Genomic DNA, 23,166 nt, shown 5'->3' with positions numbered 1-23,166 from the left:
GCCCTACAGCCAGCCGTAGCGGTGGAAGGCGCGGTAGCACAGGAAGGACAGCGTCGCCATCACGCCCACCATCAGCGGGTAGCCGAAGGACCAGCGCAGCTCGGGCATGTGGTCGAAGTTCATGCCGTAGAAGCCCGCGATCATCGTCGGGACGGCGAGGATCGCGGCGCCCGCGCTGATCCGCCGCATATCGACGTTCTGTTGCACGGCGAGTTGGCTGAGATTGGCCGCCAGCAGACCGTCGACCAGCTCGCCGTAGCCCACCAGCCGCTCGCGGACGTGGGTCAGGTGGTCGGCGACGTCGCGCAGATAGCGGGCGACCTCGGCGCCGATGAGCCGGTCCGGCTCCTCGCTCAGCCGCTGCAAGGGCCTGGCCATCGGGTGCACGGCCCGCTTGAACTCGATGAGCTCCCGCTTGAGCTGGTAGATCCGCTCGGCGTCGTCGCGGTGCGAGTCGGCGAAGACGTCGGCCTCCAGGTCGTCCACATCCAGCTCGACCTCGTCGGCGACGTCCAGGTAGTCGTCCACGACCTGGTCGACGATGGCGTGCAGGACCGCCGAGGGGCCGTGCGCCAGCATCTCCGGGCTGCTTTCGAGGGCGTGCCGTACGCGGGTCAGCCCCGGCGCGCTGCCGTGCCGCACCACCACGACGAAGTCCGCGCCGAGGAAGATCATCAGCTCACCGGTGTCGACCACCTCGCTGGTCGCGGTCAGCTTCTCGTGCTCGACGAAGACGATCGTCTTGACCACCATGAACAGCGAGTCGCCGTACCGCTCCAGCTTGGGCCGCTGGTGCGCGGTCACCGCGTCCTCGACCGCCAGCGGATGCAGCCCGAACACCTCGGCGATCTCGGTCAGATGCTCCGCCTCCGGCTCGTGCAGCCCGATCCAGGCGAAGCCGCCGGTGTGCTTCCTGGCCTCCGCCAGCGCCTCGCGCGGCGGCAGCGACGCCACCCGCGAGCCGTCCGCGTACACCGCGCAGTCGACCACCACGTCCGCGGTGCGGCGGCGCTGCTCGGGCACCGTGCCGTCCTCGCCGAGGGTGTGCCAGGTGCCGCCGCGCCGCCACTGCCTGCGGCCGCCCGTGCGGCGGGCGAGCCGCCTGGGGTCGATCAGCCGCGGGTCCAGACGCCGGCCAGGGGTGATGCCGCGTTCTTCGGTGGTCATCGTGCCTTCTCCAGTACCGCCATGGCCGCGTTGTGCCCGGGAACACCGCTCACCCCGCCGCCGCGGGCCGCGCCCGCGCCGCAGAGGAAGACGTTCTCATGCGGGGTGCCGACGCCCCAGCGGCCTGTGGCGTACGTCACCTGGTCCGCGTCCGGCGCGGCGTACGGCCACGACAGGTCGCGGTGGAAGATGTGGCCGCCGGGCAGGCCCACCTCGCGCTCCAGGTCCAGCGGCGACTTCGCCTCCAGACACGGCCTGCCGTCGCCGTCCAGCAGCAGGCAGTCCGCCAGCGGCTCGGCGAGCACCGCGTCGAGTTGCGCCAGCGTCGCCTCCAGCAGCGCGTCCTTCGCCCCCGCCGGGTCCGCCGCGAACAGCCGCGCGGGCGTGTGCAGTCCGAACAGGGTCAGCGTGTGGACGCCCCGCCCGGCCAGTTCCGGCGAGAGGATCGACGGGTCGGTCAGGCTGTGGCAGTAGATCTCCGACGGCGGCGCGTCCGGCAGGCGCCCCGCGGCGGCCTGCTCGTACGCGGTCGCCAACTGCTCGTAGCCCTCGGCGATGTGGAAGGTCCCGGCGAACGCCTCGCGCGGGTCCACCGAGGTGTCGCGCAGCCGCGGCAGCCTGCGCAGCAGCATGTTGACCTTGAGCTGCGCGCCCTCGGGGGCCGGACCCGGCGCCGCCTCGCCCAGCAGCCCGGCCAGCGTGTGCGGCGCCGCGTTGACCAGCACGTCACGCGCCCCGACCGTCACCTGCCGCCCGTCGCGCTCGTACGTCACCTCCGCGCGTACGCCGTCCGCCGCGATGCCCGTGACCTCGGCGCCGGTGACGATCTCGGCGCCCGCCGCGCGGGCCGCGTCCGCCAGCGCGTCGGTGAACGCGCCCATCCCGCCCACCGGCACGTCCCAGTCGCCGGTCCCGCCGCCGATCACGTGGTAGAGGAAACAGCGGTTCTGCCGCAGCGACGGGTCGTGGGCGTGCGTGAAGGTGCCGATCAGCGCGTCGGTGAGGACCACGCCCCGCACCAGGTCGTCAGCGAAGGCCGCCTCCACCGTCTCGCCCAGCGGCCGCTCGAACAGCGCCTCCCAGGCCGCGGAGTCGCCGATCGCGCTCTCCAGCGCGGCCCGCGAGGGCAGCGGCTCGGTCAGCGTCGGGAACACCGCCTGCGCGACCCGCCCGGTCATCGCGTAGAACCGCTGCCACGCCTCGAAGTCCCGGTCGTCGCCGGTCAGCGCGGCGAACTGCTCCCGCGTACGGGCCGCGTCGCCCGCGTCCACCAGCAGGCCGCCGGTGCCGCGCGGGGTGTACGAGGAGATCCGGCGGCGGCGCACCGCGAACCGCAGCCCCAGCTCGTCGGTGATCCGCGCGGGCAGCAGGCTCACCAGGTAGGAGTAGCGCGACAGCCGTGCGTCCACCCCGGCGAAGGCCCGGGTCGACACGGCCGCGCCGCCCGTCGCGGGCAGCCGTTCGAGCAGCAGCACCCGGCGGCCCGCGCGGGCCAGATAGGCGGCGGCGACCAGCCCGTTGTGGCCGCCGCCGACGATCACCACGTCATGCCGTGCCCCGCTCGAAACGTCCATCCCCGCACCCTATGACGCGGCGGCGCACGGCATGGGGCGGTCGGGACCGGGCGGTTCAGCTGGTCGGCTGCCGAGCCGCCACCACGCCGAGGCCCCCGGCCGGGAGGACCCGCGGCGTGGCGTGCGCGGGCTCGGGCCACGCGCCGGTCAGCCGACGGCCGGGCGCAGCTCCATCGTGCAGCACTTCACGCTGCCGCCGGCCTTGTGCAGCTCCGACATGTCCACCGGGACCGGCTCGAAGCCCCGGTCGCGCAACGGCCCGAGCAGGCCGGTGGCGGTACGCGGCAGCAGGACGTTGCGGCCGTCGCTGACCGCGTTGAGGCCGAGCGCGGCGGCGTCCTGCGCCGTCGCGAGCAGCGCGTCGGGGAAGAGCCGGGCCAGCACGGCGCGGCTGCCGGGGGAGAAGGCGCCGGGGTAGTACATGATCTCGTCCCGCGCGTCGTCGAGCACGGCCAGCGCCGTGTCCAGGTGGTAGTAGCGCGGGTCGGTCAGCTCCAGGCCGATCACCGGACGGCCGAAGAACTCCTGCGCCTCCGAGTGCGACAGCGGGCTGCTCCGGAAGCCCTGGCCCGCCAGGATCCATGTCGCCGTGACCGCGAAGTCGCCCTCCGCCTCGTTGATGTGCACCGGCTCGCGCGGATCGGGAAAGCCGTTGCTCCTGAACCACGCCAGGTGCGCCGGGGCCTCGGCCTCGCGCTCGGGGTTCGCGAACCTCGCGCCCAGCACCTTCCCGTCCACGACGGTCGCGCCGTTCGCCGCGAACACCATGTCCGGCAGGTCCTCCACCGCGTCCAGCAGCTCCACGGTGTGGCCCAGCGCCCGGTACCTGTCGCGCAGGTCCTCCCACTGGAACAGGGCCAGTGCCGGGTCCACCGGCTTCGTCGGGTCCATCCACGGGTTGATCGAGTACGTCACTCGGAAGTGCGCCGGTGGACACATCAGGTACCGGCGGGGTGTCGCAGTGCGCAAAGAGGGCTCCTCGGGGGGTGGTGAAGGGCCGCCTCCGGCGGACGGTCGGCCCCCCGGAGTTCGTACGTACGCCCTGATTCTGCGCCTCCCGCTGGGGTCCCGCACCACCAAGTACCCCAAAGGGTTCCCCCCTTTCCCCCGTACGGTTCCTTCGCTTCGGGCGGCGCGCCGGTCTTTTCAGGGGCGCGGGGAACTGCGTGCTCAGCCATGACGCTCCTGCGGGTCACCACCGGCCCCGGTGGGGCAGTTCGGTTGTCTCCGGACCACCGGGCCCGGTGGGTGGGGGGTCAGCGGAGGGGGAGGATCAGGGGGGTGCCGCTGCGGGGGTGGGGGAGGACTTCGACGGGGTGGCGGTAGACGGCGGAGAGCCGTTCGGCGGTGAGCACCGCCGCAGGCGAACCGTTGGCGGTGACGCGGCCGGAGGACAGGACGGCGACGCGGTCGGCATGGGCGGCGGCGAGACCGAGGTCGTGGAGGACGACGACGACCCCGCGCCCGAGAGCGGCCTGCTCGCGGCAGACGCGCAGGACGAGCTCCTGGTGGTGAAGGTCAAGGGCGGCGGTCGGCTCGTCGAGCAGCAGCAGCGGCGCGCGTTGGGCGAGCACTCGCGCGAGCGCGACGCGGGCCCGCTCGCCGCCCGAGAGCGCGGGATAGGCCCGCTCGGCGAAGCCCGTGACCTCGGTGGCACGCATGGCCGCCGCCACCGCGGCCTCGTCCTCGTGGGCGAGGACGGTCCCGGCCCACGGCGCGCGCCCCATGCGTACGACCTCGTCGGCGGTGAAGGGGAAGGCGAGCGGCGAGGACTGCGGGAGCACGGCCCGGCGCAGGGCGAGCTGCCGGGCGGTCCAGCGGCCGAGGGGCGCGCCGCCGACCCGCACCTCCCCGGAGTCGGCGGGCACGTCACCGGCCAGCGCCCCCAGCAGCGTGGACTTGCCCGCGCCGTTGGGCCCGACCAGGGCGAGCACTTCGCCCGCGTGGACGGCGACGCCGACCCCGTCGAGCACGGGGCGCCCGCCGAGCCGTACGACCAGGTCGTGGGCCTCGGCCAGGACGTCGCCGGGGGCGGGCGGCGGCGGGAGGGACGTACGGGCCCGGCGTCGTACCGCGAGCGGCCTCATGCCCAACCCCCCTGCCGGCCGCGGGTCCTGCGCAGCAGCCAGAAGAAGAAGGGGCTGCCGACGAGGGCGGTCAGCACGCCCAGCGGCAGCTCCGCGGGCGAGGCGAGCGTACGGGCGGCGAGGTCGGCGGCGACCAGGACGAGCGCGCCGCCGAGGGCGCTGCCCGGCACCAGGAAACGGTGTCCCGGCCCCGCGGCCATCCGCAGCAGATGCGGCACGACGAGCCCGACGAAGGCGACGATCCCCGCGACCGCGACGGCCGCCGCCGTCAGCAGCGCCACGATCAGGATCACCGCGATCCGCATCCGTTCGACGTCCACGCCGAGGTGCTTGGCCTGGCGTTCGCCGAGCGCCAGCAGGTCCAGGCGGCGGGAGAAGAACGGCGCCACGGCGAGACCCGCCAGCGCGCAGGGCAGCACCGCGAGCACTTTCGGCCAGCTCGCCTGGGCCAGCGAACCGAGCTGCCAGAAGGTGATCTGGGTGAGCTGCGAGTTGTCCGCGAAGAAGACGAACAGGCCGATGAGGGCGCCCGCGAAGGCGTTCACCGCGATGCCGGTGAGGACGAGGGTGACGACCTCCGTCCGGCCGCCGGACCGGGACAGGCCGTACACGAGAAGGACGGTCAGCAGCCCGGCGACGAAGGCGCACACCGTCACCGACCAGGTGCCCGCGAAGGTCAGGCCGAGCGCGATCGACCCGACGGCGCCCACCGCGGCGCCGGACGAGATCCCGATCACCCCCGGCTCGGCCAGCGGATTCCCGAACACGCCCTGCATCAGCGCCCCCGCGCACCCCAGCGAGCCGCCGACCAGCAGCGCCAGCACGATGCGCGGCAGCCGTACGTCCCACAGCACCGACTCCGCCACCCGGTCCAGCCGGTGGCCCCCGAGGCCGCAGCGGTGCGCCACCGACGCCAGCACGTCCCCCGCCGGAATCCCGTACGCCCCGATCCCGGCCGACACGACGCTCAGCACGACCAGCCCCGCGGCCAGCACCCCGATCAACACGGTCGCCCGGCCACGCCGGTTGGCCTGACGGCCGGTCGGCCGCGGCCCGTCGTCCGCGATCCCCCCGGGCCCGCTCGCTTCCTTGGGCCCCGTGTGCGTATGCGCCGCGTCATCGTGCGCCGGTACGGAGTCCGGGGTTCCTGGGCCGGCGTCCCGAGCGGGAGCCGCAGTCGTGGTCGGCCGGGTGTCGTCGTCCGTCCCGGCGGGCGCGGTGTGTTCCTCGTTCGGGGAGGCCGTGGTCGTCATGGGCCGGGTCACCGGGCCTTTTGGTGGATGCCGGTGGTGAGCCGGCGCAGGACGGAGTCGGTGCGGGGGCCGAAGTTGAGGAGGGTGCCGTCGTCGATGGCGACGACACGGTGGTCGAGACCGGCGGGGGTCTGGGCGACGCCCGGGACCTTTTCGAGGCCGCTGACCCCGCCGACGGAGTCGAGCCCCTTGGTCATGACGAGGATGACGTCGGGCGCGGCCTTCACCAGGGCCTCGCTGGTGATGGGGGTGAAGTCCTTGTCGAGGCCGGAGGCAGTCCCGGCGTCGACGCCGCCCGCCGCCGCGATGAGGGAGTCGGCGCCGGAGCCGCGCCCGCCGATCAGGTAGACCGACGCGGTGCCGCGCAGGTAGAGGAAGGCGACGCGCGGCTTGTCGGACGTGCTCGGAATCGTCGCGCGGACGGCGTCGATCCGTTGCGCCGTACGCGCGCGCAGCGTGTCACCCGCTGCCTTCACACCGAGCGCGGCGGCCACGGCGTCGATCCGCGGGCCCACGTCGTCGAGCGAGGTCGCCGTCTTGACGACGACGAGCGGGACGCCCGCGTCGCGGATCTGGCGGATCGCCTCGGCCGGGCCCGTGGTGTCCTCGGCGAGGACGAGGGTGGGGTGCAGGGACAGGACGCCCTCGGCGGAGACGTCGTGGGCGCGGGTCACCACCGGCAGCTTCGCCGCCTGCGCGAAGGTCGCCGTGATGTCGCGCGCGACGACGTTCTTGCCGAGGCCCAGCGTGAAGACGATCTCGGACAGCCCGCCGGTGAGCGGCACGATCCGGTCGGCGGCGGTGACGGTGACCTTCCGGCCGTCCGCCGAGGTGACGGTGGCGGGCAGTACGGGCACGGGCGCCGCACCGGCCAGCGGTTCGATCCGGTCGGCGTCCGCTCCCGCGCTCGACGTCGCCCCCGTACCGCTCGCGGACGGCCCCGCCTTCCCCGCCGAGCCGCCGCACGCGGTGAGCGCGAGTGCCAGCAGCCCGCCGAGCAGCGAGAACGCCACGCCCCGCGCGGCGCACGCGTTCCGCCGCACGGAAGCGCGGCGCCGCGAGCGACCGCGCCCCGAGCCGCCGGCTTCCGGGGCGGCCTGGAGGCTGGTCGGCTGTGAACGGGCGGGGTACGAACGCGGGGTTGGTGACGCGGCGAGGTCCGGGGCGGCCCGGACGGCGGTCGGCTGTGAACGGGCGGGGGACGAAGGCGGGGTTGGTGACGCGGCGAGGTCCGGGGCGGCTCGGACGGCTGTCGGCTGTGGACCGGCGGCCGGTGGGCGGGTGGGTTCCGGCGCGGTGCGGTCGCCCAAGTCGGCCTGGGCATGCCCGCGTTGCGGAGTGTCGGCGTCCGGGGCGCCCAGGGAGCGCCCGGCCTGCGAGCCCGTCGTCGGGAAGCCCGCGGCATGCGGCTCGGCATCCGCTCGGTCGGGACGTCGTTCGGAACCTGTTCGCACTGCCAACCCGTCCCTTGCCGTGGTGCCGTCATGTCGTGATGCCGCTGTGCCCGCGCGCCAGCGCGTTCGGCGACGTCGCGGGAGGGTTCCCCGCCGGTCGGTGATTAGCTTAGGTTAGCCTTACCTGAGTTTGCCAGTCCTGGAGGGGTCCATGCCGTTGTTCCGTCATGCCCGCGTGCGCCGTACCGGCGGCCGGGCCGTCTCGCTCACGGCCGTGAGCACCGCGCTGCTCGGCGCGGTCGCGCTGACCGCGCTGACCGCGGTGCTGCCCGCGTCAAGGGCGGACGCCGCGACGAGCCGTACGGTCGCCGGGGGACGGCTGGACTGGGGAATCAAGGCGTCGTTCCAGAGCTATGTCACCGGGCCCATCGCGAAAGGCAGTTGGGCGATGACCGGCGGCGCGGGCACCTTCGGCAGCAACCAGTTCCGCTTCCCTTCGGCGCGGGGCTCGTACGATCCGGGCAGCGGCGCGCTGACCGCCGCCTTCGCGGGCGGCGTCCACTTCCTGGGGCACCGGCAGGCCAGCGGCGCCTATCAGCTCGACCTCACCATCAGCCGTCCCACCGTCAAGATCTCCGGCGGCCACGGCACGCTCTACGCCGACATGCGCAGCAAGGACAAGAACACCGGTCGGGTCACCACCACCGCCCAGGTGCCGCTCGCCTCGCTCGCCGTCGGCGGCGTCAACACCCGCGGGGTCACCGGGCCGCAGATCACCCTCAGCGGCATCCCGGCCACCCTCACCTCGCAGGGCGCCCGCGCCTTCGCGGGCTACTACACCACCGGCACCCCGCTGGACCCGGTCAGCCTCTCGGTCGACCTGCGCGCGCCCGCCTCGCCGACCACCGCCCCGCCGCGGACCCCGACCGGCGGCGCGAGCGACAAGGCGTCGGGGAAGCCGACCGCCACCTCGACGGCCGTGCCCGGCACGGTCGTTGACGCCGCCGCCGACTGGGGCGTACGCCGCACCTTCCGCGAGTACGTGACCGGCGACATCGCCAAGGGCCGCTGGACGGTGGCCGACGGCGCGCGGGACGGCGGCGCCCTGTTCCGCTTCGGCGCGGGCCGCGGCACGTACGACGCCTCGCACCACTCGCTGGACGCCCGGTTCGGCGGGACGGTGCGCTTCGTCGGGATGAAGGCGGCGGACGGCACGTACGGGCTCGACCTGTCGATCAGCGCGGTCCGCGTCACGGTCACCGACGGCAAGGGCACGCTGTACGCGGACGGCGAGCCGTTCATCACCTTCACCGCGCCCGCCGCGCTCGCGCCGAAGAACGGCCTGATCTCCCTGACCGAGGTCCCGACCACGCTGACGGCGCAGGGCGCCAAGGCGTTCAACGGCCTCTACACCGCGGGTACTTCGATGGACCCGCTCACCCTCTCCGTCGCCCTCGACAAGGCGGCGGCCCTGCCCGCGCTGCCCGACATCGGCTCCGACCCCACGGCGTCCGCCACCCCGGCGGCGTCCCCGGCGCCGAGCACCGCACCCGCCGCGCCGCGCACCGAGTCCGCCGCGGACAGCTCGCACGACGGCGCGCCGGTCGGCCTGCTGGCCGGCGGGTCGGCCGCGGTCCTCGCCGCGGCGGCGGTCGTCTTCGCCGTCGTACGGCGCAAACGCCGTACCGAAGAAGGCGGCTGACGGCGCGTCACCCAGACGTCGGCTGACGGCGCGTCACCTCCCCCCGCACCTCGCACCACCCGCTCGAACCGCAGCACCGCAGGACGCGTACGGCCGCATGCAGCGTGCGGCCGCAGGGTCCGTACGCCCTCCGTACGGCCGCATGCCCGCACCGGGCACCACCGCACCGAGCACCACCTTCCGAGGAACACAAGGAGCACACCACCCCATGACCGCCCGCCTCAGCTCCCGCGCGCTCGCCCTGGCCATAGCCACCGCCACCGCGGGGGCGGCCACCGCCCTGCTGGTCCCGGCGTTCGCCGCCGCCGACTCGCCGTCGTCCCCGGCCGTACCGCTCACCGGCGGCACCTTCGACTGGGGCGTCAAGCAGTCGTTCCGCTCGTACGTGACCGGCCCCGCGGGGGGCACCATCACCACCGCGGACGGCGCGACCGCCAACTCCAACGGCACCTTCCACTTCACCAACGGCCAAGGCTCGTACGACACGTCGACGCACGGCGTGACCGTCGGCTTCGACGGCAGCGTCGAGTTCGCGTCCACGCTGCACGGCTTCGACATCAAGCTGGCCGACCTCAAGGTCGTCACCGTCGGCACCACGGGCAAGATCACCGCCGACGTGACCGCCGCGGGCAGCACGTCGAACGACGTGGAATTCGCCACGCTCGACCTGTCGAACGTCAGGCCCGGCGGCGGCGCGGGCGGCGCGATGACCTTCAACGGCATCCCGGCCACGCTGACCGCCGACGGGTCGAGCGCCTTCAACGGCATGTACCAGCCCGGTACGGCGCTGGACGCCGCGGACCTGTCCGTCACTCCGGGCGCCGCCCCGACGACGACGCCGACCACCAACCCGCCGACCACCAACCCGCCGACCGGCGAGCCCACGGGCGAGCCGACCGCCACGCCCACCACGACCGCGCCCGGCGGGCCCGCCGCCGTCGTGGACGGCAACCTCGACTGGGGCGTCAAGCAGTCCTTCCGCTCCTACGTCACAGGACCGATCGCCGACGGCAAGGTGGAGCTCACCGACGGCGCCACCGGCACCGCCTCCGGCTACCGCTTCCCCAAGGGCGCCGGCACCTACGACGCCGACACCAAGACCCTCAACGCCTCCTTCTCCGGCGGCGTCCGCTTCCTCGGCCACCTCCAGCAGGGCACGTACGCGCTCGACCTGAAGTTCGGCAACTTCGCGGTGGCCACCAAGGGTGCCACCGGCACCCTCACCGCCGACGTGTCGGCCAAGGACATGGCCTCGGGCAAGGTCACCGACTACAAGGGCATCGCCGTGGCCACCCTGAGCGGTGTCGCGCCGACCGCCGACGGCGACGTCGTCACGGTCTCCGGCGCCTCCGCCGTGCTCACCGAGGACGGCGCGAAGGCGTTCAGCGGCTTCTACAAGGCGGGCGACGCGCTCGACCCGGTGACGGTCGCCGTCTCGCTGGACGACAGCGCCACCCTGCCGACCGGTTCGCCGAGCCCGTCGGCCGGTTCGTCGGGCGGTTCCTCCGACGGCGGTACGACCGGCGGCTCCACCAGCGGCGGTACGACCGGCGGTTCCGGCAGCACGGTCGGCGGCACCGGCAACGACTTCACCACCGACGGCGAGCTGGCCTCCACCGGCTCCGGCACCCCGTCCGCCGCGCTGCTCGCCGCCGCGGGCGCCCTGGTGGTGACCGGCGCCGCCGCGACCGTCACCGTGGCCCGCCGCCGCAACACCGTCTGACGCAACACCGTCCGACGCGAAGACGCCTGACGCAACACCGTCTGACGCGGCACCGTCCGCCGCGAAGACCTCAGGCACAGCCGAAAGCCGGGCGGCCCACCGTGAGTTCAGGTGGGCCGCCCGGCTTCGCGGGGGTCGTACGGACAGCGCGCCCTCACGCGGAGAGCGGGAAGGCGTCCCCCAGCTCTCGGAAGACCGCGATGTTCAGCGCGAAGGCGGTCCTGCACTCCTCGACCACCCGCTGCTTCTCCAGGTCGTCGACCGCGAGGCCGTCCAGCAGTTCGCGGTACTCGCGCTTGAAGGCGGCCGGGTTGTCGATGCCCTCGAAGACGTAGAAGCGGACACCGTCGCCCTTGCGGGCGAAGCCCCAGGTCTTCTCCGCGACACCGCGGACGACCTGGCCGCCGGAGAGGTCGCCGAGGTAGCGGGTGTAGTGGTGCGCGACATAACCGGCGGGCCACTCGCGGGCGACCTCGGCCACCCGGGCCGCGTACCGGGCGGTGGCGGGCAGCGCGCTCGCGCGGTCCTTCCAGCCCTCGCCGAGCAGGTGGTCGAGGTCCTGTTCGAGGGAGGCGACGCGCAGCAGCTCGGTGCGGGTGAAGGGCGCGGCCACCGAGTCGTCGGCCAGCAGGTGCGCGCCCTCCTCCAGCGCCCGGTACACGAACCAGAGCTGCTCGGTGTAGCGCGCGTACGCGTCCACGCCGAGCCGCCCGCCGAGCAGGTCGTCCATGAAGGTCGAGTCGTGCGCCTCCTGGTGCTGAGCCCGGGTCGCGGCGCGGATCACGGCGGAGAACGGGGATGCGGCGGACGGTGCGTCCGGAGTGGCCGACGTGTCCGAAGTGGCCGACGGAATCGACGTGGTCAAAGGAACCTCCTGGTCAAGGCTGTGCGCCGACCTCGATCCTCCCAACTTAGGCTTACCTAAGTCAATAGGTTGCCGACATGATGTCGGAAACGGCCGCCACGGGAACACTTCCACCCCGGGTGGGTGTTCATTCCTGGCAAGAGGGAGGATGTGCTCCACCGTCCGCGTACCGTGGTCCGCGGGACGGGAGTGGCGAGGAAAGGAGCCCGATGGCAGGCAAGAGCAGGGTGTCCGACTGGTTGCGCCGCCGTACGGAGAGCGCTTCGGGCAACAGCCGGGCGGCCAGGGCGGCAGCCGCCGCTGCCGCCGACGACCTGCGCCGTGACGAGCTGATCCAGGCGGCCGTCGCCGCCTCGTATCCCGTCGCACCGGCCGTGCACCCCGAGGGCTTCGGCTGTTCGTGCGACCGGATCGGCTGTCACATCCCCGGTGTGCACCCCGTCTCGCAGGCGTGGCAGACCCAGGCGAGCACCGACCCGCAGCGGGTCGCCCAGTGGCTCAGCGGCCAGCCGCTCGCCAACTTCATCACCGCCACCGGGCTCAACCACGACGTCCTCGACGTCCCCGCGGAAGCGGGCCGCGTCGCGCTGGAACGGCTGACCGCCGACGGCGCCACCATCGGCCCGGTCGCCCTCCAGGGCGAGGACCGGATGCTGTTCTTCACCGCCACCCGCGGCACCCCCGCCGACGAGGACGAGTGGTGGCCCTGCGCCCTCGACTGCAACCCGGAGACCGCCGACGAGCACCCGGGCATCCGCTGGCACTGCCGCGGCAGCTATGTGCTGCTGCCCCCGGCCCGGCTGCCGTCCGGCGGCACGGTCGTCTGGCTCCCCGACCTCGGCCCCGACCTCCCGCTGCCCGACCCGCTCCCCGTCCTCGACATCCTCACCGACGCCTGCGCCCAGTTCGCCTACGAACCCGAGCCGGAACCGGTCGCCCGCACGCGCTGAGCCCGTCCCCGCTGAGCCCGTTCCCGCTGAGGCCCGTCCCCGCAGAGCCCGTTCCCGCTGAGTCCCTACGCGCCCGTCGCCGAGACCAGGCCCGCCAGGCGGCTGAGGACGGCCGTTTTCGCGTCCGGTCCCGCGCTGCGGGCGGGGACCGTGGCGGCCTGCTGGGACATGCGGGAGAGGGTGACGGAGGTGCGGGGGGTGCCGGTCATCAGGGCCTTGGTGTCCTGGTCGATGCTGAGCTGGTAGCCCTCGCGGTACGTGGCGCGGGTCTGATGGCGACTGGCGAACAGCACGAGCGCGCCGCCGGACCTGGTACGCAGCGCGACCGGGGTGAAGTCGCCGCCCTCGGCGGGCTGATCGGCGTACTGCGTCACGGAGTTGGCCGTACGCCGGTTCTTGTCGCGCCCGGCCAGCAGCTCGGAGGTCGCCGGACCGTCGGCGAACGCCGGTGCGGCGGGAGCCTGTTGGAGATACGAGGTGTACGCCGTGCTCAACCGGCCCGGCTGCACGAGCAGATCGGTGCCCGCGGCCGGCAACGCCTCGACCAGACCGTCCTTGTCGGTGGCGAGGGCGGGCAGCGCGTCCGGTGCCATGACGGCAAGGAAGGACGCCTTCCACGGGTCGCCCGCGGTGAACCGGCGGAAGACCAGCAGCCACCGCGAGTCGCCGCCGCGGTTGGTCGCGGTGTCCGCCACGAAGAACTTCGGCCAGCCGCGCTGCCTCGGCACCAGGAAGCGTGAGTCGGAGAAGGCCAGCGGCGTGAACGACGCGTTGCCCTCGGGGTGGTTGGCGTGCTTGGCCCGCACCCCCGCCTCGTCGATGGCGCCCAGCGCGCCCGACTCGATCTCGGCGACCAGCGACTCGTCGTACGCCTTCGTCGCCGCGTTGTTGACCTTCGCGAAATTCGCCAGCACCTCGGCCGCCTCCGCGGGCCGTACCGACGCGATGTCCGCGCGCTCACCGTGCACGGTGACACAACCGGCCAACGGCACCGCCAGCGCGGTCGCCGCCGCCGCCAGACACAGGCTCCGACGGTTCATGGCAGGGTCAGCACCTCCGCGCCGTCCGCCGTGACCACCAGCGTGTGCTCGAACTGGGCGGTGCGCTTGCGGTCCTTGGTGACCACGGTCCAGCCGTCGTCCCACATGTCGTACTCGTGTGTGCCCAGCGTCAGCATCGGCTCGATGGTGAACGTCATGCCGGGCCGCATCACCGTCGTCGCCCGCGGGTCGTCGTAGTGCGGGATGATCAGCCCCGAGTGGAACGCGGTGTGGATGCCGTGCCCGGTGAAGTCCCGCACCACGCCGTACCCGAAGCGCTTCGCGTACGACTCGATGACCCGGCCGATCACATTGATCTGCCGCCCGGGACGTACCGCCTTGATCGCCCGGTCGAGCGACTCCCGTGTGCGCTCCACCAGCAGCCGCGACTCCTCGGCGACGTCGCCCACGAAGTACGTGGCGTTGCAGTCCCCGTGCACCCCGTGGATGAACGCGGTCACGTCCAGGTTCACGATGTCGCCGTCGCGCAGCACCGTCGAGTCCGGGATGCCGTGGCAGATCACCTCGTTCACCGACGTGCACAGCGACTTGGGGAAGCCGCGGTAGCCCAGGTCAGAGGGGTACGCCTGATGGTCCACCATGTACGCGTGCGCGATCCGGTCCAGCTCGTCGGTCGTCACCCCCGGGGCGATGGCCTTCGCGGCCTCCTCCATCGCGCGCGCCGCGATCCGCGAGGCGGTCCGCATCTTCTCGACCGTCTCCGCGTCCTGCACCTCGGGCCCGGTGTACGGCGCCGGCCCCGGCCTGCCCACGTACTCGGGGCGCGGGATCGAGGCCGGCACGTGCCGGGTGGGGGAGAGCTTGCCGGGAACGAGCAGCGACTGACCAGACATGCCGACGAGTGTATCCGCGCCCGATCGGGGAACATGGCCGCAGGCGGCCACCCGCGGCACCCCCGACCACAGGAGACGATCATGGCGCTGTTCAGGGCGAAGAAGCCGGCCGGAAAGCCCGGCGAATGGTTCTACTGCATCGAGCACCACAAGGTCGAGGAGGGGCCCGAATGCCCCGCCAAGGACCGCTTCGGCCCCTACTCCACCCGCGAGGAGGCGCAGCGGGCGATGGACACCGCCGCGGAGCGCAATCTCCAGTGGGACACCGACCCGAAGTGGCACGACACCGCCGACGGTGACGGCCAGGACGCCGGGAACGACAGGCCGGGGGGCTCCTGACGGAGCAGTCGGGCGGGGCCGGTCGTCAGGACGCGGTCGCGGGTGCCGTTTCCGTACCGCTTTCCGTGCCGCCTTCCGCTCCGCTCTCCGTCCCGCTCTCCGTCTCCGCCGCCGCCGGGTGCTGCCGCGCGTCGTACGACATCAGCTTCGGGAGAGCGGCGGCCAGGGCGACGACCGCCGCCGCGCACGCGACACCGCCGGTCCAGACGGAGGTACGGGCGGTGGTGAGGGCGGCCACGCCGCCGCTGCGGAGCTGACCGAGCTGCGGGCCGACCGAGTACGACAGCAGCTCGATCCCCGCCAGGCGTCCGCGCAGCTCGTCGGGGATCGTCTGATTCCACATCGTGGAGCGGCCGACGCCGCTGATCATGTCGCAGCCGCCCGCCGCCGCCAGGCACAGCAGTACGAGCCAGATCCGGCCCGTCCAGCCCGCCGCGGCCATGGCCAGGCCCCAGCCCACGGCCGCGTACACGACCATCCGGCCGTGCCGGTGGATCCGGGTGGTCCAGCCGCTGGTCAGGCTGACCGCCAGGGAGCCGACCGACCCGGCCGCGTACATCAGGCCCAGCGACCACGGCGCGTGCAGGTCGTCCGCGAGGAACGGGAAGATCGCCGCCGGGTACGCGAAGAACATCGCCGCCAGGTCGATCGCGTACGTGCCGAGGAGTTCCTTGCGGCTCCACGCGTAGCGCGCGCCCTCCGCGATCGAGCGCAGCGACGGCGGTTTCGCGTCGTGCGCGGCCGGTGAACGGCTCAGGCCCAGGCCGAGCGCGACGGAGAGCGCGAAGGTCGCCGCGTCGGCCGCGTACGCCCACGAAAGGCCCGCGTACGCGATCACCAGGCCCGCGACGGACGGGCCCGCGATGGCCCCGACCTGCCAGCGCAGCGCGTTGAGCGCCGCAGCGGCGGCGAGTTGGTCGCGCCGGACGATCCTGGGCACGATCGCGTCCAGGGCGGGCCGCTGGAGTCCCGTCAGCGCGCTCGACAGCGCCGCCACCACGTACAGCGGCCACACCACCGGGTGCGGCACCACCGTGTTGACCAGCAGCCCCAACGCCAGCAGGCCCTGCGCCGCCTCGGTCGCGTTGATCAGCAGCTTCCGGTCCATCGCGTCCGCGAGCGCCCCGCCGTACAGCCCGAACACGATCAGCGGCACCAGCTCCACCGCGCCGATCGCTCCCACCGCGACGGCCGAGCCCGTCAGCTCCTTGATCTGCACCGGCAGGGCCACGAACGTCAGGAAGCTTCCGAACGTCGTGATGGCTCCCGCCAGCCACATTCGCCGGAAGTCCGCCGAGGTGCGCCACGGCGTCATGTCGGGGAGCAACGCCCTCTTCCGCTTCCGCGGGGGTGGGGGGTCATCGGTCACGGTCACTGTCACGTAGGGCGATGCTCCCCGGCCCGGCCTCCCCCCGCAAAGCCTTTTTCCCCCCGCCCGACCCGCCCCCCACCGGGCCGGTGGTCCGGCGACAACCGAATCGCCCCGCTGGGGCGGGTGGTGACGTGCGGGAGCGCGGGCCGCACCTCACCACCGGCCGGTGGTGAGGTGCGGGAGGGCTTGTGAACGGGGTGGGGGTTACCAGCGGGGAGGTGGGGTGGAGAGGTGGTCGGCCAGGCGGGAGAGGGGGTCGCGGAAAGGGGGCGGCGAGGGGCCGTGGCCTCACCCGCAGCGGAGCTGACAAGGTGCTGGAGGACGTCGAGGGAGAGCGCGGGCGCGTCGGGCGAGGGCAGGCTCAGGACGTCGTGGGCGACGCCGTCGAAAGGGTGACCCTCCGCGGAAGCGGACAGGGCGAGGACGGTGGCGCCGGAGCGCCTGGCGTCGTGGACGCGTTCGAGGATGCCGGCCCCCGGCCGGTCGGGGGCGACGAGCAGCACGGTCTCGCCGCGCCCGGCGGCGGCCAGCCGCCGCAGACCGACGGCGAGATGCGGCGGCGCGCCCGGCGGCACGCGGAACCGCAGGAGCGTGGGGGAGAGTTCGGGCACCCCGCTCCAGGCGGCCTCGTCGTCGAGGTGCGCGGCGAGATGCCACGGCTCGTACGCGTCGGTGCCGACGAGCAACAGCGGTCCCGGCCCGCGCTGGACCGCGGTTCTGAGCGTCCCGCCGAAGGCGCGGGCGGCGCGCGGCCACTCCGTTCCGGCGAGCACTTCGCGCAGCAGCGCGACCCGTACGGCGTCCATGGCACGGCATCCTTCCGCCCCCGGAGTGATCCGCGCCACCGAACGCCGTCGAACACCGCCCGCACCTGGCAGGATCGCCGGTATGACTACCCCTGAGGACGTGAAGACCCCGGCCAAGGCACCGGCCAAGGACCCCTGGGAGCTGCCCGACGTGTCGGGCCTGGTGGTGGGAGTGCTCGGCGGCACCGGTGACCAGGGCCGCGGGCTCGCCTACCGGCTGGCCAGGTCGGGCCAGAAGGTCGTCATCGGCTCCCGCAACGCCGAGCGCGCGCAGACCGCCGCCGCCGAACTCGGCCTCGGCGTCGAGGGCGCGGACAACGCGGAGTGCGCCCGCCGCAGCGACATCGTGATCGTCGCGGTGCCGTGGGACGGCCACGCCAAGACCCTGGAGTCACTGCGCGAGGAACTGGCGGGCAAGCTCGTCGTGGACTGCGTCAACCCGCTCGGTTTCGACAAGCAGGGCGCGTACGCCCTCAAGCCCGACGAGGGCAGCGCCGCCCAGCAGGCCGCCGCCCTGCTCCCGGACTCGCGGGTCACCGCCGCCTTCCACCACCTGTCGGCGGTGCTGCTCCAGGACCCGGAGATCGCGGAGATCGACACCGATGTGATGGTCCTCGGCGAGGCCCGCGCCGACACCGACATCGTCCAGGCGCTCGCCGCCCGTATCCCCGGTATGCGCGGTGTCTTCGCGGGCCGGCTGCGCAACGCCCACCAGGTCGAGTCGCTGGTCGCCAACCTCATCTCGGTCAACCGCCGTTACAAGGCCCACGCGGGCCTGCGCCTCACCGACGTCTGAGCCGCATCGAGCCGTAGCCGCGCCGCATCCGAGCCGTAGCCGGGCCGGCCACCCGGGCCGGCCACGCGAGCCGTACGTCCGAGACGTACGAGCCCGTCCCGAGCGGTCCGGGGCATGGGGGACAATGGCGGACGACCGTACGCGTCCGCCCGGACAGGAGCCGCACCCCATGCCCCGCCTCGCCCTCTACGCCCTCATCGCGTGCCTGCTCGCCGTCGCCGCCGCGGTGGTGTCCTTCGCGCACGGCAGCTTCCTGGGCATCGTGTGGGTGCTGCTCGCCGGGCTGACCAGCAACATGTGCTGGTACTACTTCCGCAAGGCGAAGATGGACGCCGCCGCTGCCGCCGACGCGACGGGCCAGCCGCAGAGCTGACGTCACTTCCGCCAGAACTGGAACAGCGTGTAGCCGTAGTCCACGTAGTCGCGCGGCACGTGCAGCCAGCCCATCACGGTGTCGATGGCGTGGAAGAACTTCACGTTCACCGCCGGAATCCACAGCACACCGAAGACCGCCAGCAGGCCGAACTGTGAGAAGGGCTCGAACTGGCGGCGGGCGGCGGGCGAGAGCCACGGCTCGATGATGCCGTAGCCGTCCAGGCCCGGGACCGGCAGCAGGTTCAGGATCGCGGCGGTCACCTGGAGCATCGCCAGGAAGGCGAGCGCGCACAGGAACTCGGTCGGCCAGGAGTCCAGCGCGCCGAGCGCGAACGGCAGCATCAGCAGCACCGCGAAGGCGACGTTGACCAGCGGGCCCGCCGCCGAGATGAGGCTGTGCCGCCAGCGCCCCTGGATGCGGCCGCGCTCGATGAAGACGGCCCCGCCGGGCAGGCCGATGCCGCCCAGGATCACGAAGACCACCGGCAGCACGATGGACAGCAGCGCGTGCGTGTACTTCAGCGGGTTGAGGGTCAGATAGCCCTTCGCGCCGATGGAGATGTCACCGCTGTGCAGGGCGCTGCGGGCGTGCGCGTATTCGTGCAGACATAGGGAGACGACCCAGCCGGACACGACGAACAGGAAGACCGCGAAGCCGTGGTCGGAGGCGAACTGGCTCCACACCGCCCAGCCGGACACGGCCATCACCGCGACGATGGCGAGGAAGATCGGGCTGATCCTCCGGTCGCTGTCGCCGCGACGGTCGGCCCTGCGGATCGATGTGACGCTCATGGACGGGCTCCTGGCGTGGGCGGTGGGGCGCTGAGGCTACGGGAGGTCGTGCGCGGGCCCGGCGGCCCGACGGTGGGGGACCGACGGTGGTGGGGACGGACGCGGACTGAGGCAGCCGCCCGATCATGCCATCCGGGACGGAAACGACACAGGCCATGCCCGGGAAACGTCCGGCGGCGTGACCAGGTTCCAACGCCGCGTCACGCCGGGCCACCGCTGTACGGAGGCGCGCGAGCGGACGCCACGCCTCCGCCCCCGCGTGGACCGTACGCCCTCGCCGCCGCGGGCGGACCGGGGCCGACCGGGGCGCGGTGACCGTGCGGGCTCCGTAACAATGGGGCCGTGCGATACGCGATTCTCGGCACCACCCAGGCTCTGCGCGACGACGGCACGCCCGCCGCACTGGCGGGCGGTCGGCTGCGCGCGCTGCTGACAGCGCTCGCACTGCGGCCCGGCCGGGTGATCGGCGCGGACGCGCTCATCGACGAGGTGTGGGACGGCGACCCGCCCGCCGGGGCGACCGGCGCGCTGCAAGCGCTGATCGGTCGGCTGCGCCGGGCCATCGGCCATGACGCGGTCGGCTCGGTCGACGGCGGCTACCGGCTGGAGGCGGCGCCCGAGGACGTGGATCTCTACCGGTTCGAGCGGCTGGCCGACGAGGGGGCGCGGGCGCTGGCCGACGGCGACCCGGTCAAGGCCGCCGGGCTGCTCGGCGACGCGCTCGCGCTGTGGCGCGGGGCCGCGCTCGCGGACCTGCCCGACCGGGACACGGCCGCCGTCCGCAGCGAGGCGCTGCGCCGGGACGCCCAGCGGCAGCGGCTCACCGCGGAACTGGCCCTCGGCAGGGCAGGTCCGATCCTCCCCGAGCTGGCGGAGTTGGCCGCCGCGCACCCCCTGGACGAGCCGCTGCGCGCCCTCCACATCCGCGCCCTGCGCGCCGCGGGCCGTACCGCGGACGCCCTGGCCGCGTACGAGTCGGTCCGCCGTGACCTCGCCGACCAGCTCGGCGCCGACCCCAGCCCCGAACTGCGCGCCCTGCACGCGGAACTGCTGAACCCCCCGCCGCTGCCGGGTGACCGTCCGGTCGGGGGGAATCCGCCCGGCCCGGGCGGTTCCGCGGCCGGAAGGGCGCAGAGCCGCGCCCGCGGCACCCGAACGCCCACCCCCGGATCCGACACCCGCGGCCCGACCGCGGCCCCCGGCCCACGCCCGGGCGATCACGGACAGGACGGCCGGGACCACCGGACCGGACCCGCTTCCGGCGGACACGGGCAGGGCGGCCCGGCCGACTTCGGCCCCGGCGAGGCCGTCATGGGCGCCGCCGCGGGCGAGGCGGCTGACGGCGGTGCGTCCGGGCATCGGGGCGCGGCCGTTGCGGGCGGGGCCCGGCCCGTACCGGGGAACGCCCGCGCGCGGCTGACCAGCTTCGTCGGCCGCGAGGCCGACCTGGCCGCGGTGCGCGGCGACCTGTCGCGCGCCCGGCTCGTCACGCTCACCGGACCCGGCGGCACGGGCAAGACGCGGCTGTCGCAGGAGGCCGGTGACCTGGTGGCGCCCCGTTGGAAGGACGGCGTCTGGTACGTCGAACTGGCGCCGGTCAGCGATCCGCGGACGGTGCCCGAGGCGGTGATCAGCTCGCTGGGGCTGCGCGAGACGCTGCTGCACTCCGGCAGCGCCACCGAGGCCGCGCTGTCCGTCGAGACCAAGACCAAGGACCCGGCCCGGCAGCTCACCGACTACTGCGCGAGCCGCGAGCTGCTGCTGGTGCTGGACAACTGCGAGCACGTGATCGGCGCCGCCGCGACCCTGACCGAACAGCTCCTCGCGCACTGCCCGGGCGTCTCGGTGCTCGCCACCAGCCGCGAACCCCTGGGCGTGCCGGGCGAGTTGGTACGGCCGCTGGACCCGCTGCCGGACCCGACGGCGCTGCGGCTGCTCGCCGACCGGGGCGTGGCGGCCAGGCCCGGCTTCTCGGTGGACGAGGACCCGGTGGCCTGCGCCGAGCTGTGCCGCCGCCTGGACGGGCTGCCGCTGGCCATCGAGCTGGCCGCGGCCCGGCTGCGCAGCCTCTCGCCGCGCCAGCTCGCCGACCGCCTCGACGACCGCTTCCGCCTCCTGACCGGCGGCAGCCGTACGCTGCTGCCCCGCCAGCAGACGCTGCGCGCCGTCGTGGACTGGAGCTGGGACCTGCTGGAGCCGGCCGAACGCGTCCTGCTCCGCCGCCTGGCCGTCTTCCGCGGCGGCTGGACCCTGGAGGCCGTCGAGGCGATCTGCCCGGAGCCCGAAGGGACCGGCCCCGACGAAGCCGGCCCGGCGAAAGCGGCGGACGGCGCCCGCGAGGGCGTCCGCATCGACGCCCTCGACGCCGCGGCGCTGCTCGCCTCCCTGGTCGACAAGTCCCTCGTGCTGGCCGACCTCACCGACGACGGCGTACGCCACCGGATGCTGGAGACGATCTCGGAGTACGCGACCGAGCGCCTGGAGGAGTCCGGCGAGCGCGCGGCCGTCGAGCGGCGGCACCTCACGTACTTCAGGGAGTACGTGCGCACCGCCGACCCGATGCTGCGCGGCGCGGGGCGCGGTCAGCACCGGGGCGCGGGCGAGGAGGGCGTGGGCCAACTCGTATGGCTGGAACGGCTGGAGCGCGAGCACGAGAATCTGCGGGCCGCGCTGCGCCGGGCGGTGGAGACCGGCGACGAGCAGGACGCGCTGCTGCTGGTGCTGAGCTGCTGTTGGTTCTGGGAGGTCCGCAACTACCAGTCGGAGCGCCGCCATTGGCCCGCGGCGGTGGCCGCGATGGGTCCCGATCCGTTCGAGACGCCGCCCGCCCTCGAACCGCTGGACCGCGGTCCGCTGGACGATCCGCCGCCGCTGGAGGGCGAGCGGCTGCTGGAGGCCAGGCGCTGGGTGCGGATCGAGGACATGGCGTCCATGCAGGGCGAGACCGACTGGTGGGAGCACCCGAAGCTGGCCCGTATCGGCCGCGCGCTGATAGAGACCTACCCGCCGCATCTGCCGCAGTCCGCCCGCTTCCCCGGCATCCTGCGGCCCTACGGCGCCTTCTTCTCCGGCGACTTCTCCCGGCTCGGCCCGCTGATGGACGAGACCGTGGAGAGCTGCCGCGTCCACGGGCGGCAGTGGGAGCTGGCCTTCGCGCTGCAACTGCGCGCGAAGATCAACAACGACATCAGTGAACGGCTCGCCGACGCGCTGGCCGACATCGCGGAGAGCCGCGGGCTCTTCCAGCGGCTCGGTGACGAGTGGGGCACCGCGGAGACGCTGTCCGCCGAGGCGGAGGCGGCCTCCAACGGCGGTGAGTGGGCGCGCGCCGCGCAATGCTGCCGCGAGGGCATCGCGCTGGCCCGCAAGATCGGCTCCCACCAGCACGTACCGGTGCTCACCGTCCGGATGGGCGAGGCGCTGTTCCACTCGGGCGAGGAGGACGAGGGCGAGCGGCTGCTGCGCGAGGGGGTCGCGGACGCCGACAAGTACGCGGCGGCCAGCGAGGGCGCAGGCTTCTTCGGCCGGGTGCTGCTCGCCCAGGTGCTCAGCCGCCGCGGCAGGTTCGACGAGGCGCTGGAGCTGATCGACGACGCCCTCGACGCGACGGTCCGCCACGCCAACGGTGTGCCCGGCTTCATCAAGGGGCTGCTGCACGCCATGCGCGGCTCCCTGATCGGCCGGGCCGGCGACCCGGAGACCGGGCTGCGGCTGATCGACGACGGTGTCGCGGAGCTCAGCCGCCACCCGCTGGCCACCGTCATCACCCCGCGGCTGGCGATCATGCTCTCGCCCGGGGTGGTGGATCTGCTGACGATGCTCGCCACCGCGGACGGCGCCGAACAGGAGCGCGCGGTGCGCAGGGCGCGCCGCGCGGTGGCGCTGCTCAACGCCAACGGCCGCCTGCGGCCGTCCGTGATGGCCCCGGCCGAGCGGCAGGACATGGAGCAGGCGGAGGGCCGGCTGCGGGAGTTGCTCACCGACGCCGGGTACGAGGCCGCGCACGCGGAGAGCGACGGCCTCACCCTGGAGGAGGCCGTCGCTCTCATGCGTGACGTGGACTGACGCGAACCGGTA

General features: G+C 73.8%; 18 protein-coding genes and 1 pseudogene. 7 read left to right on the top strand and 12 right to left on the bottom strand.

Annotated elements, in window-relative coordinates; all coding sequences use genetic code 11:
- Positions 1 to 3: 3 nt before the first annotated feature.
- The 6 genes from corA to ABZX65_RS04670 all read right to left on the bottom strand — a co-directional run bounded on the left by corA (position 4) and on the right by ABZX65_RS04670 (position 7,124).
- Positions 4 to 1,167, bottom strand: a complete 1,164-nt coding sequence (gene corA / locus ABZX65_RS04695) for a magnesium/cobalt transporter CorA (RefSeq protein WP_355334544.1) — start codon at positions 1,165 to 1,167, stop codon at positions 4 to 6.
- Positions 1,164 to 2,741, bottom strand: coding sequence for an NAD(P)/FAD-dependent oxidoreductase (locus ABZX65_RS04690; RefSeq protein WP_355334541.1), 1,578 nt, complete (start codon positions 2,739 to 2,741; stop codon positions 1,164 to 1,166). The genes corA and ABZX65_RS04690 overlap by 4 nt, the downstream gene beginning before the upstream one ends.
- A 147-nt stretch (positions 2,742 to 2,888) precedes the next feature.
- A complete protein-coding gene (gene ddaH / locus ABZX65_RS04685; RefSeq protein ID WP_355334743.1) occupies positions 2,889 to 3,680 on the bottom strand; it encodes a dimethylargininase in 792 nt (263 codons plus the stop codon).
- A gap of 317 nt (positions 3,681 to 3,997) precedes the next feature.
- Positions 3,998 to 4,828: a heme ABC transporter ATP-binding protein gene (locus tag ABZX65_RS04680; RefSeq protein WP_355334538.1), complete on the bottom strand. Its 831-nt coding sequence runs from the start codon at positions 4,826 to 4,828 to the stop codon at positions 3,998 to 4,000.
- A complete protein-coding gene (locus tag ABZX65_RS04675) occupies positions 4,825 to 5,895 on the bottom strand; it encodes an iron ABC transporter permease (protein ID WP_355334740.1) in 1,071 nt (356 codons plus the stop codon). The genes ABZX65_RS04680 and ABZX65_RS04675 overlap by 4 nt, the downstream gene beginning before the upstream one ends.
- Before the next feature lie 194 nt (positions 5,896 to 6,089).
- Positions 6,090 to 7,124: an ABC transporter substrate-binding protein gene (locus tag ABZX65_RS04670; RefSeq protein ID WP_355334535.1), complete on the bottom strand. Its 1,035-nt coding sequence runs from the start codon at positions 7,122 to 7,124 to the stop codon at positions 6,090 to 6,092.
- Between the two features lie 562 nt (positions 7,125 to 7,686).
- Here ABZX65_RS04670 and ABZX65_RS04665 point away from each other — a divergent pair.
- Positions 7,687 to 9,177 carry an HtaA domain-containing protein gene (locus ABZX65_RS04665; protein ID WP_355334532.1) on the top strand — a complete coding sequence of 497 codons (1,491 nt, stop codon included), beginning with the start codon at positions 7,687 to 7,689 and terminating at the stop codon, positions 9,175 to 9,177.
- A 208-nt stretch (positions 9,178 to 9,385) separates the two neighbouring features.
- Positions 9,386 to 10,900, top strand: a complete 1,515-nt coding sequence (locus ABZX65_RS04660) for an HtaA domain-containing protein (RefSeq protein ID WP_355334529.1) — start codon at positions 9,386 to 9,388, stop codon at positions 10,898 to 10,900.
- A 154-nt stretch (positions 10,901 to 11,054) separates the two neighbouring features.
- Here the strand turns inward: ABZX65_RS04660 and ABZX65_RS04655 are convergent, their stop codons facing one another.
- Positions 11,055 to 11,753, bottom strand: a complete 699-nt coding sequence (locus ABZX65_RS04655; protein ID WP_355334737.1) for a biliverdin-producing heme oxygenase — start codon at positions 11,751 to 11,753, stop codon at positions 11,055 to 11,057.
- Between the two features lie 221 nt (positions 11,754 to 11,974).
- Here ABZX65_RS04655 and ABZX65_RS04650 point away from each other — a divergent pair, with 221 nt between their 5' ends.
- Complete coding sequence (locus tag ABZX65_RS04650; protein WP_355334526.1) at positions 11,975 to 12,715, top strand: bifunctional DNA primase/polymerase; 741 nt, start codon at positions 11,975 to 11,977, stop codon at positions 12,713 to 12,715.
- Positions 12,716 to 12,780: 65 nt separating this feature from the next.
- Here ABZX65_RS04650 and ABZX65_RS04645 read toward each other — a convergent pair whose 3' ends face one another.
- A complete protein-coding gene (locus tag ABZX65_RS04645) occupies positions 12,781 to 13,755 on the bottom strand; it encodes a hypothetical protein (RefSeq protein ID WP_355334523.1) in 975 nt (324 codons plus the stop codon).
- Positions 13,752 to 14,609, bottom strand: a complete 858-nt coding sequence (gene map, locus ABZX65_RS04640) for a type I methionyl aminopeptidase (RefSeq protein WP_355334521.1) — start codon at positions 14,607 to 14,609, stop codon at positions 13,752 to 13,754. The genes ABZX65_RS04645 and map overlap by 4 nt, the downstream gene beginning before the upstream one ends.
- An 81-nt stretch (positions 14,610 to 14,690) precedes the next feature.
- Here map and ABZX65_RS04635 point away from each other — a divergent pair, with 81 nt between their 5' ends.
- Positions 14,691 to 14,948, top strand: a complete 258-nt coding sequence (locus ABZX65_RS04635) for a hypothetical protein (protein ID WP_355334518.1) — start codon at positions 14,691 to 14,693, stop codon at positions 14,946 to 14,948.
- A gap of 25 nt (positions 14,949 to 14,973) precedes the next feature.
- Here the strand turns inward: ABZX65_RS04635 and ABZX65_RS04630 are convergent, their stop codons facing one another.
- Complete coding sequence (locus tag ABZX65_RS04630) at positions 14,974 to 16,263, bottom strand: MFS transporter (protein ID WP_355334515.1); 1,290 nt, start codon at positions 16,261 to 16,263, stop codon at positions 14,974 to 14,976.
- 261 nt (positions 16,264 to 16,524) lie between these two features.
- A pseudogene (locus ABZX65_RS04625) lies at positions 16,525 to 17,126 on the bottom strand (hypothetical protein).
- 82 nt (positions 17,127 to 17,208) lie between these two features.
- On the opposite strand from ABZX65_RS04625, the gene npdG reads away from it, so the two are divergent.
- Both npdG and ABZX65_RS04615 read left to right on the top strand, forming a co-directional pair.
- Complete coding sequence (gene npdG, locus ABZX65_RS04620; RefSeq protein WP_355334512.1) at positions 17,209 to 17,922, top strand: NADPH-dependent F420 reductase; 714 nt, start codon at positions 17,209 to 17,211, stop codon at positions 17,920 to 17,922.
- A gap of 169 nt (positions 17,923 to 18,091) precedes the next feature.
- Positions 18,092 to 18,295 (top strand): hypothetical protein, encoded by a 204-nt coding sequence (locus ABZX65_RS04615; protein WP_355334509.1) that lies wholly within the window; start codon positions 18,092 to 18,094, stop codon positions 18,293 to 18,295.
- Positions 18,296 to 18,297: 2 nt separating this feature from the next.
- Here the strand turns inward: ABZX65_RS04615 and ABZX65_RS04610 are convergent, their stop codons facing one another.
- Positions 18,298 to 19,089, bottom strand: coding sequence for a site-2 protease family protein (locus ABZX65_RS04610; protein WP_355334506.1), 792 nt, complete (start codon positions 19,087 to 19,089; stop codon positions 18,298 to 18,300).
- A gap of 342 nt (positions 19,090 to 19,431) precedes the next feature.
- Here ABZX65_RS04610 and ABZX65_RS04605 point away from each other — a divergent pair, with 342 nt between their 5' ends.
- The gene (locus ABZX65_RS04605) at positions 19,432 to 23,154 is read left to right on the top strand and encodes a BTAD domain-containing putative transcriptional regulator (protein ID WP_355334503.1); all 3,723 of its coding nucleotides are present in this window, start codon (positions 19,432 to 19,434) and stop codon (positions 23,152 to 23,154) included.
- The last annotated feature ends 12 nt before the right edge of the window (positions 23,155 to 23,166 follow it).

It is taken from the genome of Streptomyces sp. NPDC003300 (assembly GCF_040610915.1).
In the GTDB taxonomy this organism is placed as follows: Bacteria; Actinomycetota; Actinomycetes; order Streptomycetales; family Streptomycetaceae; genus Actinacidiphila.
This window is presented reverse-complemented; position numbering and strand designations above follow the sequence as displayed.

Coding starts and splice junctions, on each gene's coding strand:
- npdG (WP_355334512.1), top strand. CDS start 17,209: ATGACTACCCCTGAGGACGTGAAGACCCCGGCCAAGGCACCGGCCAAG.
- ABZX65_RS04630 (WP_355334515.1), bottom strand. CDS start 16,263: ATGACGCCGTGGCGCACCTCGGCGGACTTCCGGCGAATGTGGCTGGCG.
- ABZX65_RS04635 (WP_355334518.1), top strand. CDS start 14,691: ATGGCGCTGTTCAGGGCGAAGAAGCCGGCCGGAAAGCCCGGCGAATGG.
- ABZX65_RS04660 (WP_355334529.1), top strand. CDS start 9,386: ATGACCGCCCGCCTCAGCTCCCGCGCGCTCGCCCTGGCCATAGCCACC.
- ABZX65_RS04615 (WP_355334509.1), top strand. CDS start 18,092: ATGCCCCGCCTCGCCCTCTACGCCCTCATCGCGTGCCTGCTCGCCGTC.
- ABZX65_RS04690 (WP_355334541.1), bottom strand. CDS start 2,741: ATGGACGTTTCGAGCGGGGCACGGCATGACGTGGTGATCGTCGGCGGC.
- ddaH (WP_355334743.1), bottom strand. CDS start 3,680: ATGTGTCCACCGGCGCACTTCCGAGTGACGTACTCGATCAACCCGTGG.
- ABZX65_RS04665 (WP_355334532.1), top strand. CDS start 7,687: ATGCCGTTGTTCCGTCATGCCCGCGTGCGCCGTACCGGCGGCCGGGCC.
- ABZX65_RS04645 (WP_355334523.1), bottom strand. CDS start 13,755: ATGAACCGTCGGAGCCTGTGTCTGGCGGCGGCGGCGACCGCGCTGGCG.
- ABZX65_RS04650 (WP_355334526.1), top strand. CDS start 11,975: ATGGCAGGCAAGAGCAGGGTGTCCGACTGGTTGCGCCGCCGTACGGAG.
- map (WP_355334521.1), bottom strand. CDS start 14,609: ATGTCTGGTCAGTCGCTGCTCGTTCCCGGCAAGCTCTCCCCCACCCGG.
- ABZX65_RS04610 (WP_355334506.1), bottom strand. CDS start 19,089: ATGAGCGTCACATCGATCCGCAGGGCCGACCGTCGCGGCGACAGCGAC.
- corA (WP_355334544.1), bottom strand. CDS start 1,167: ATGACCACCGAAGAACGCGGCATCACCCCTGGCCGGCGTCTGGACCCG.
- ABZX65_RS04680 (WP_355334538.1), bottom strand. CDS start 4,828: ATGAGGCCGCTCGCGGTACGACGCCGGGCCCGTACGTCCCTCCCGCCG.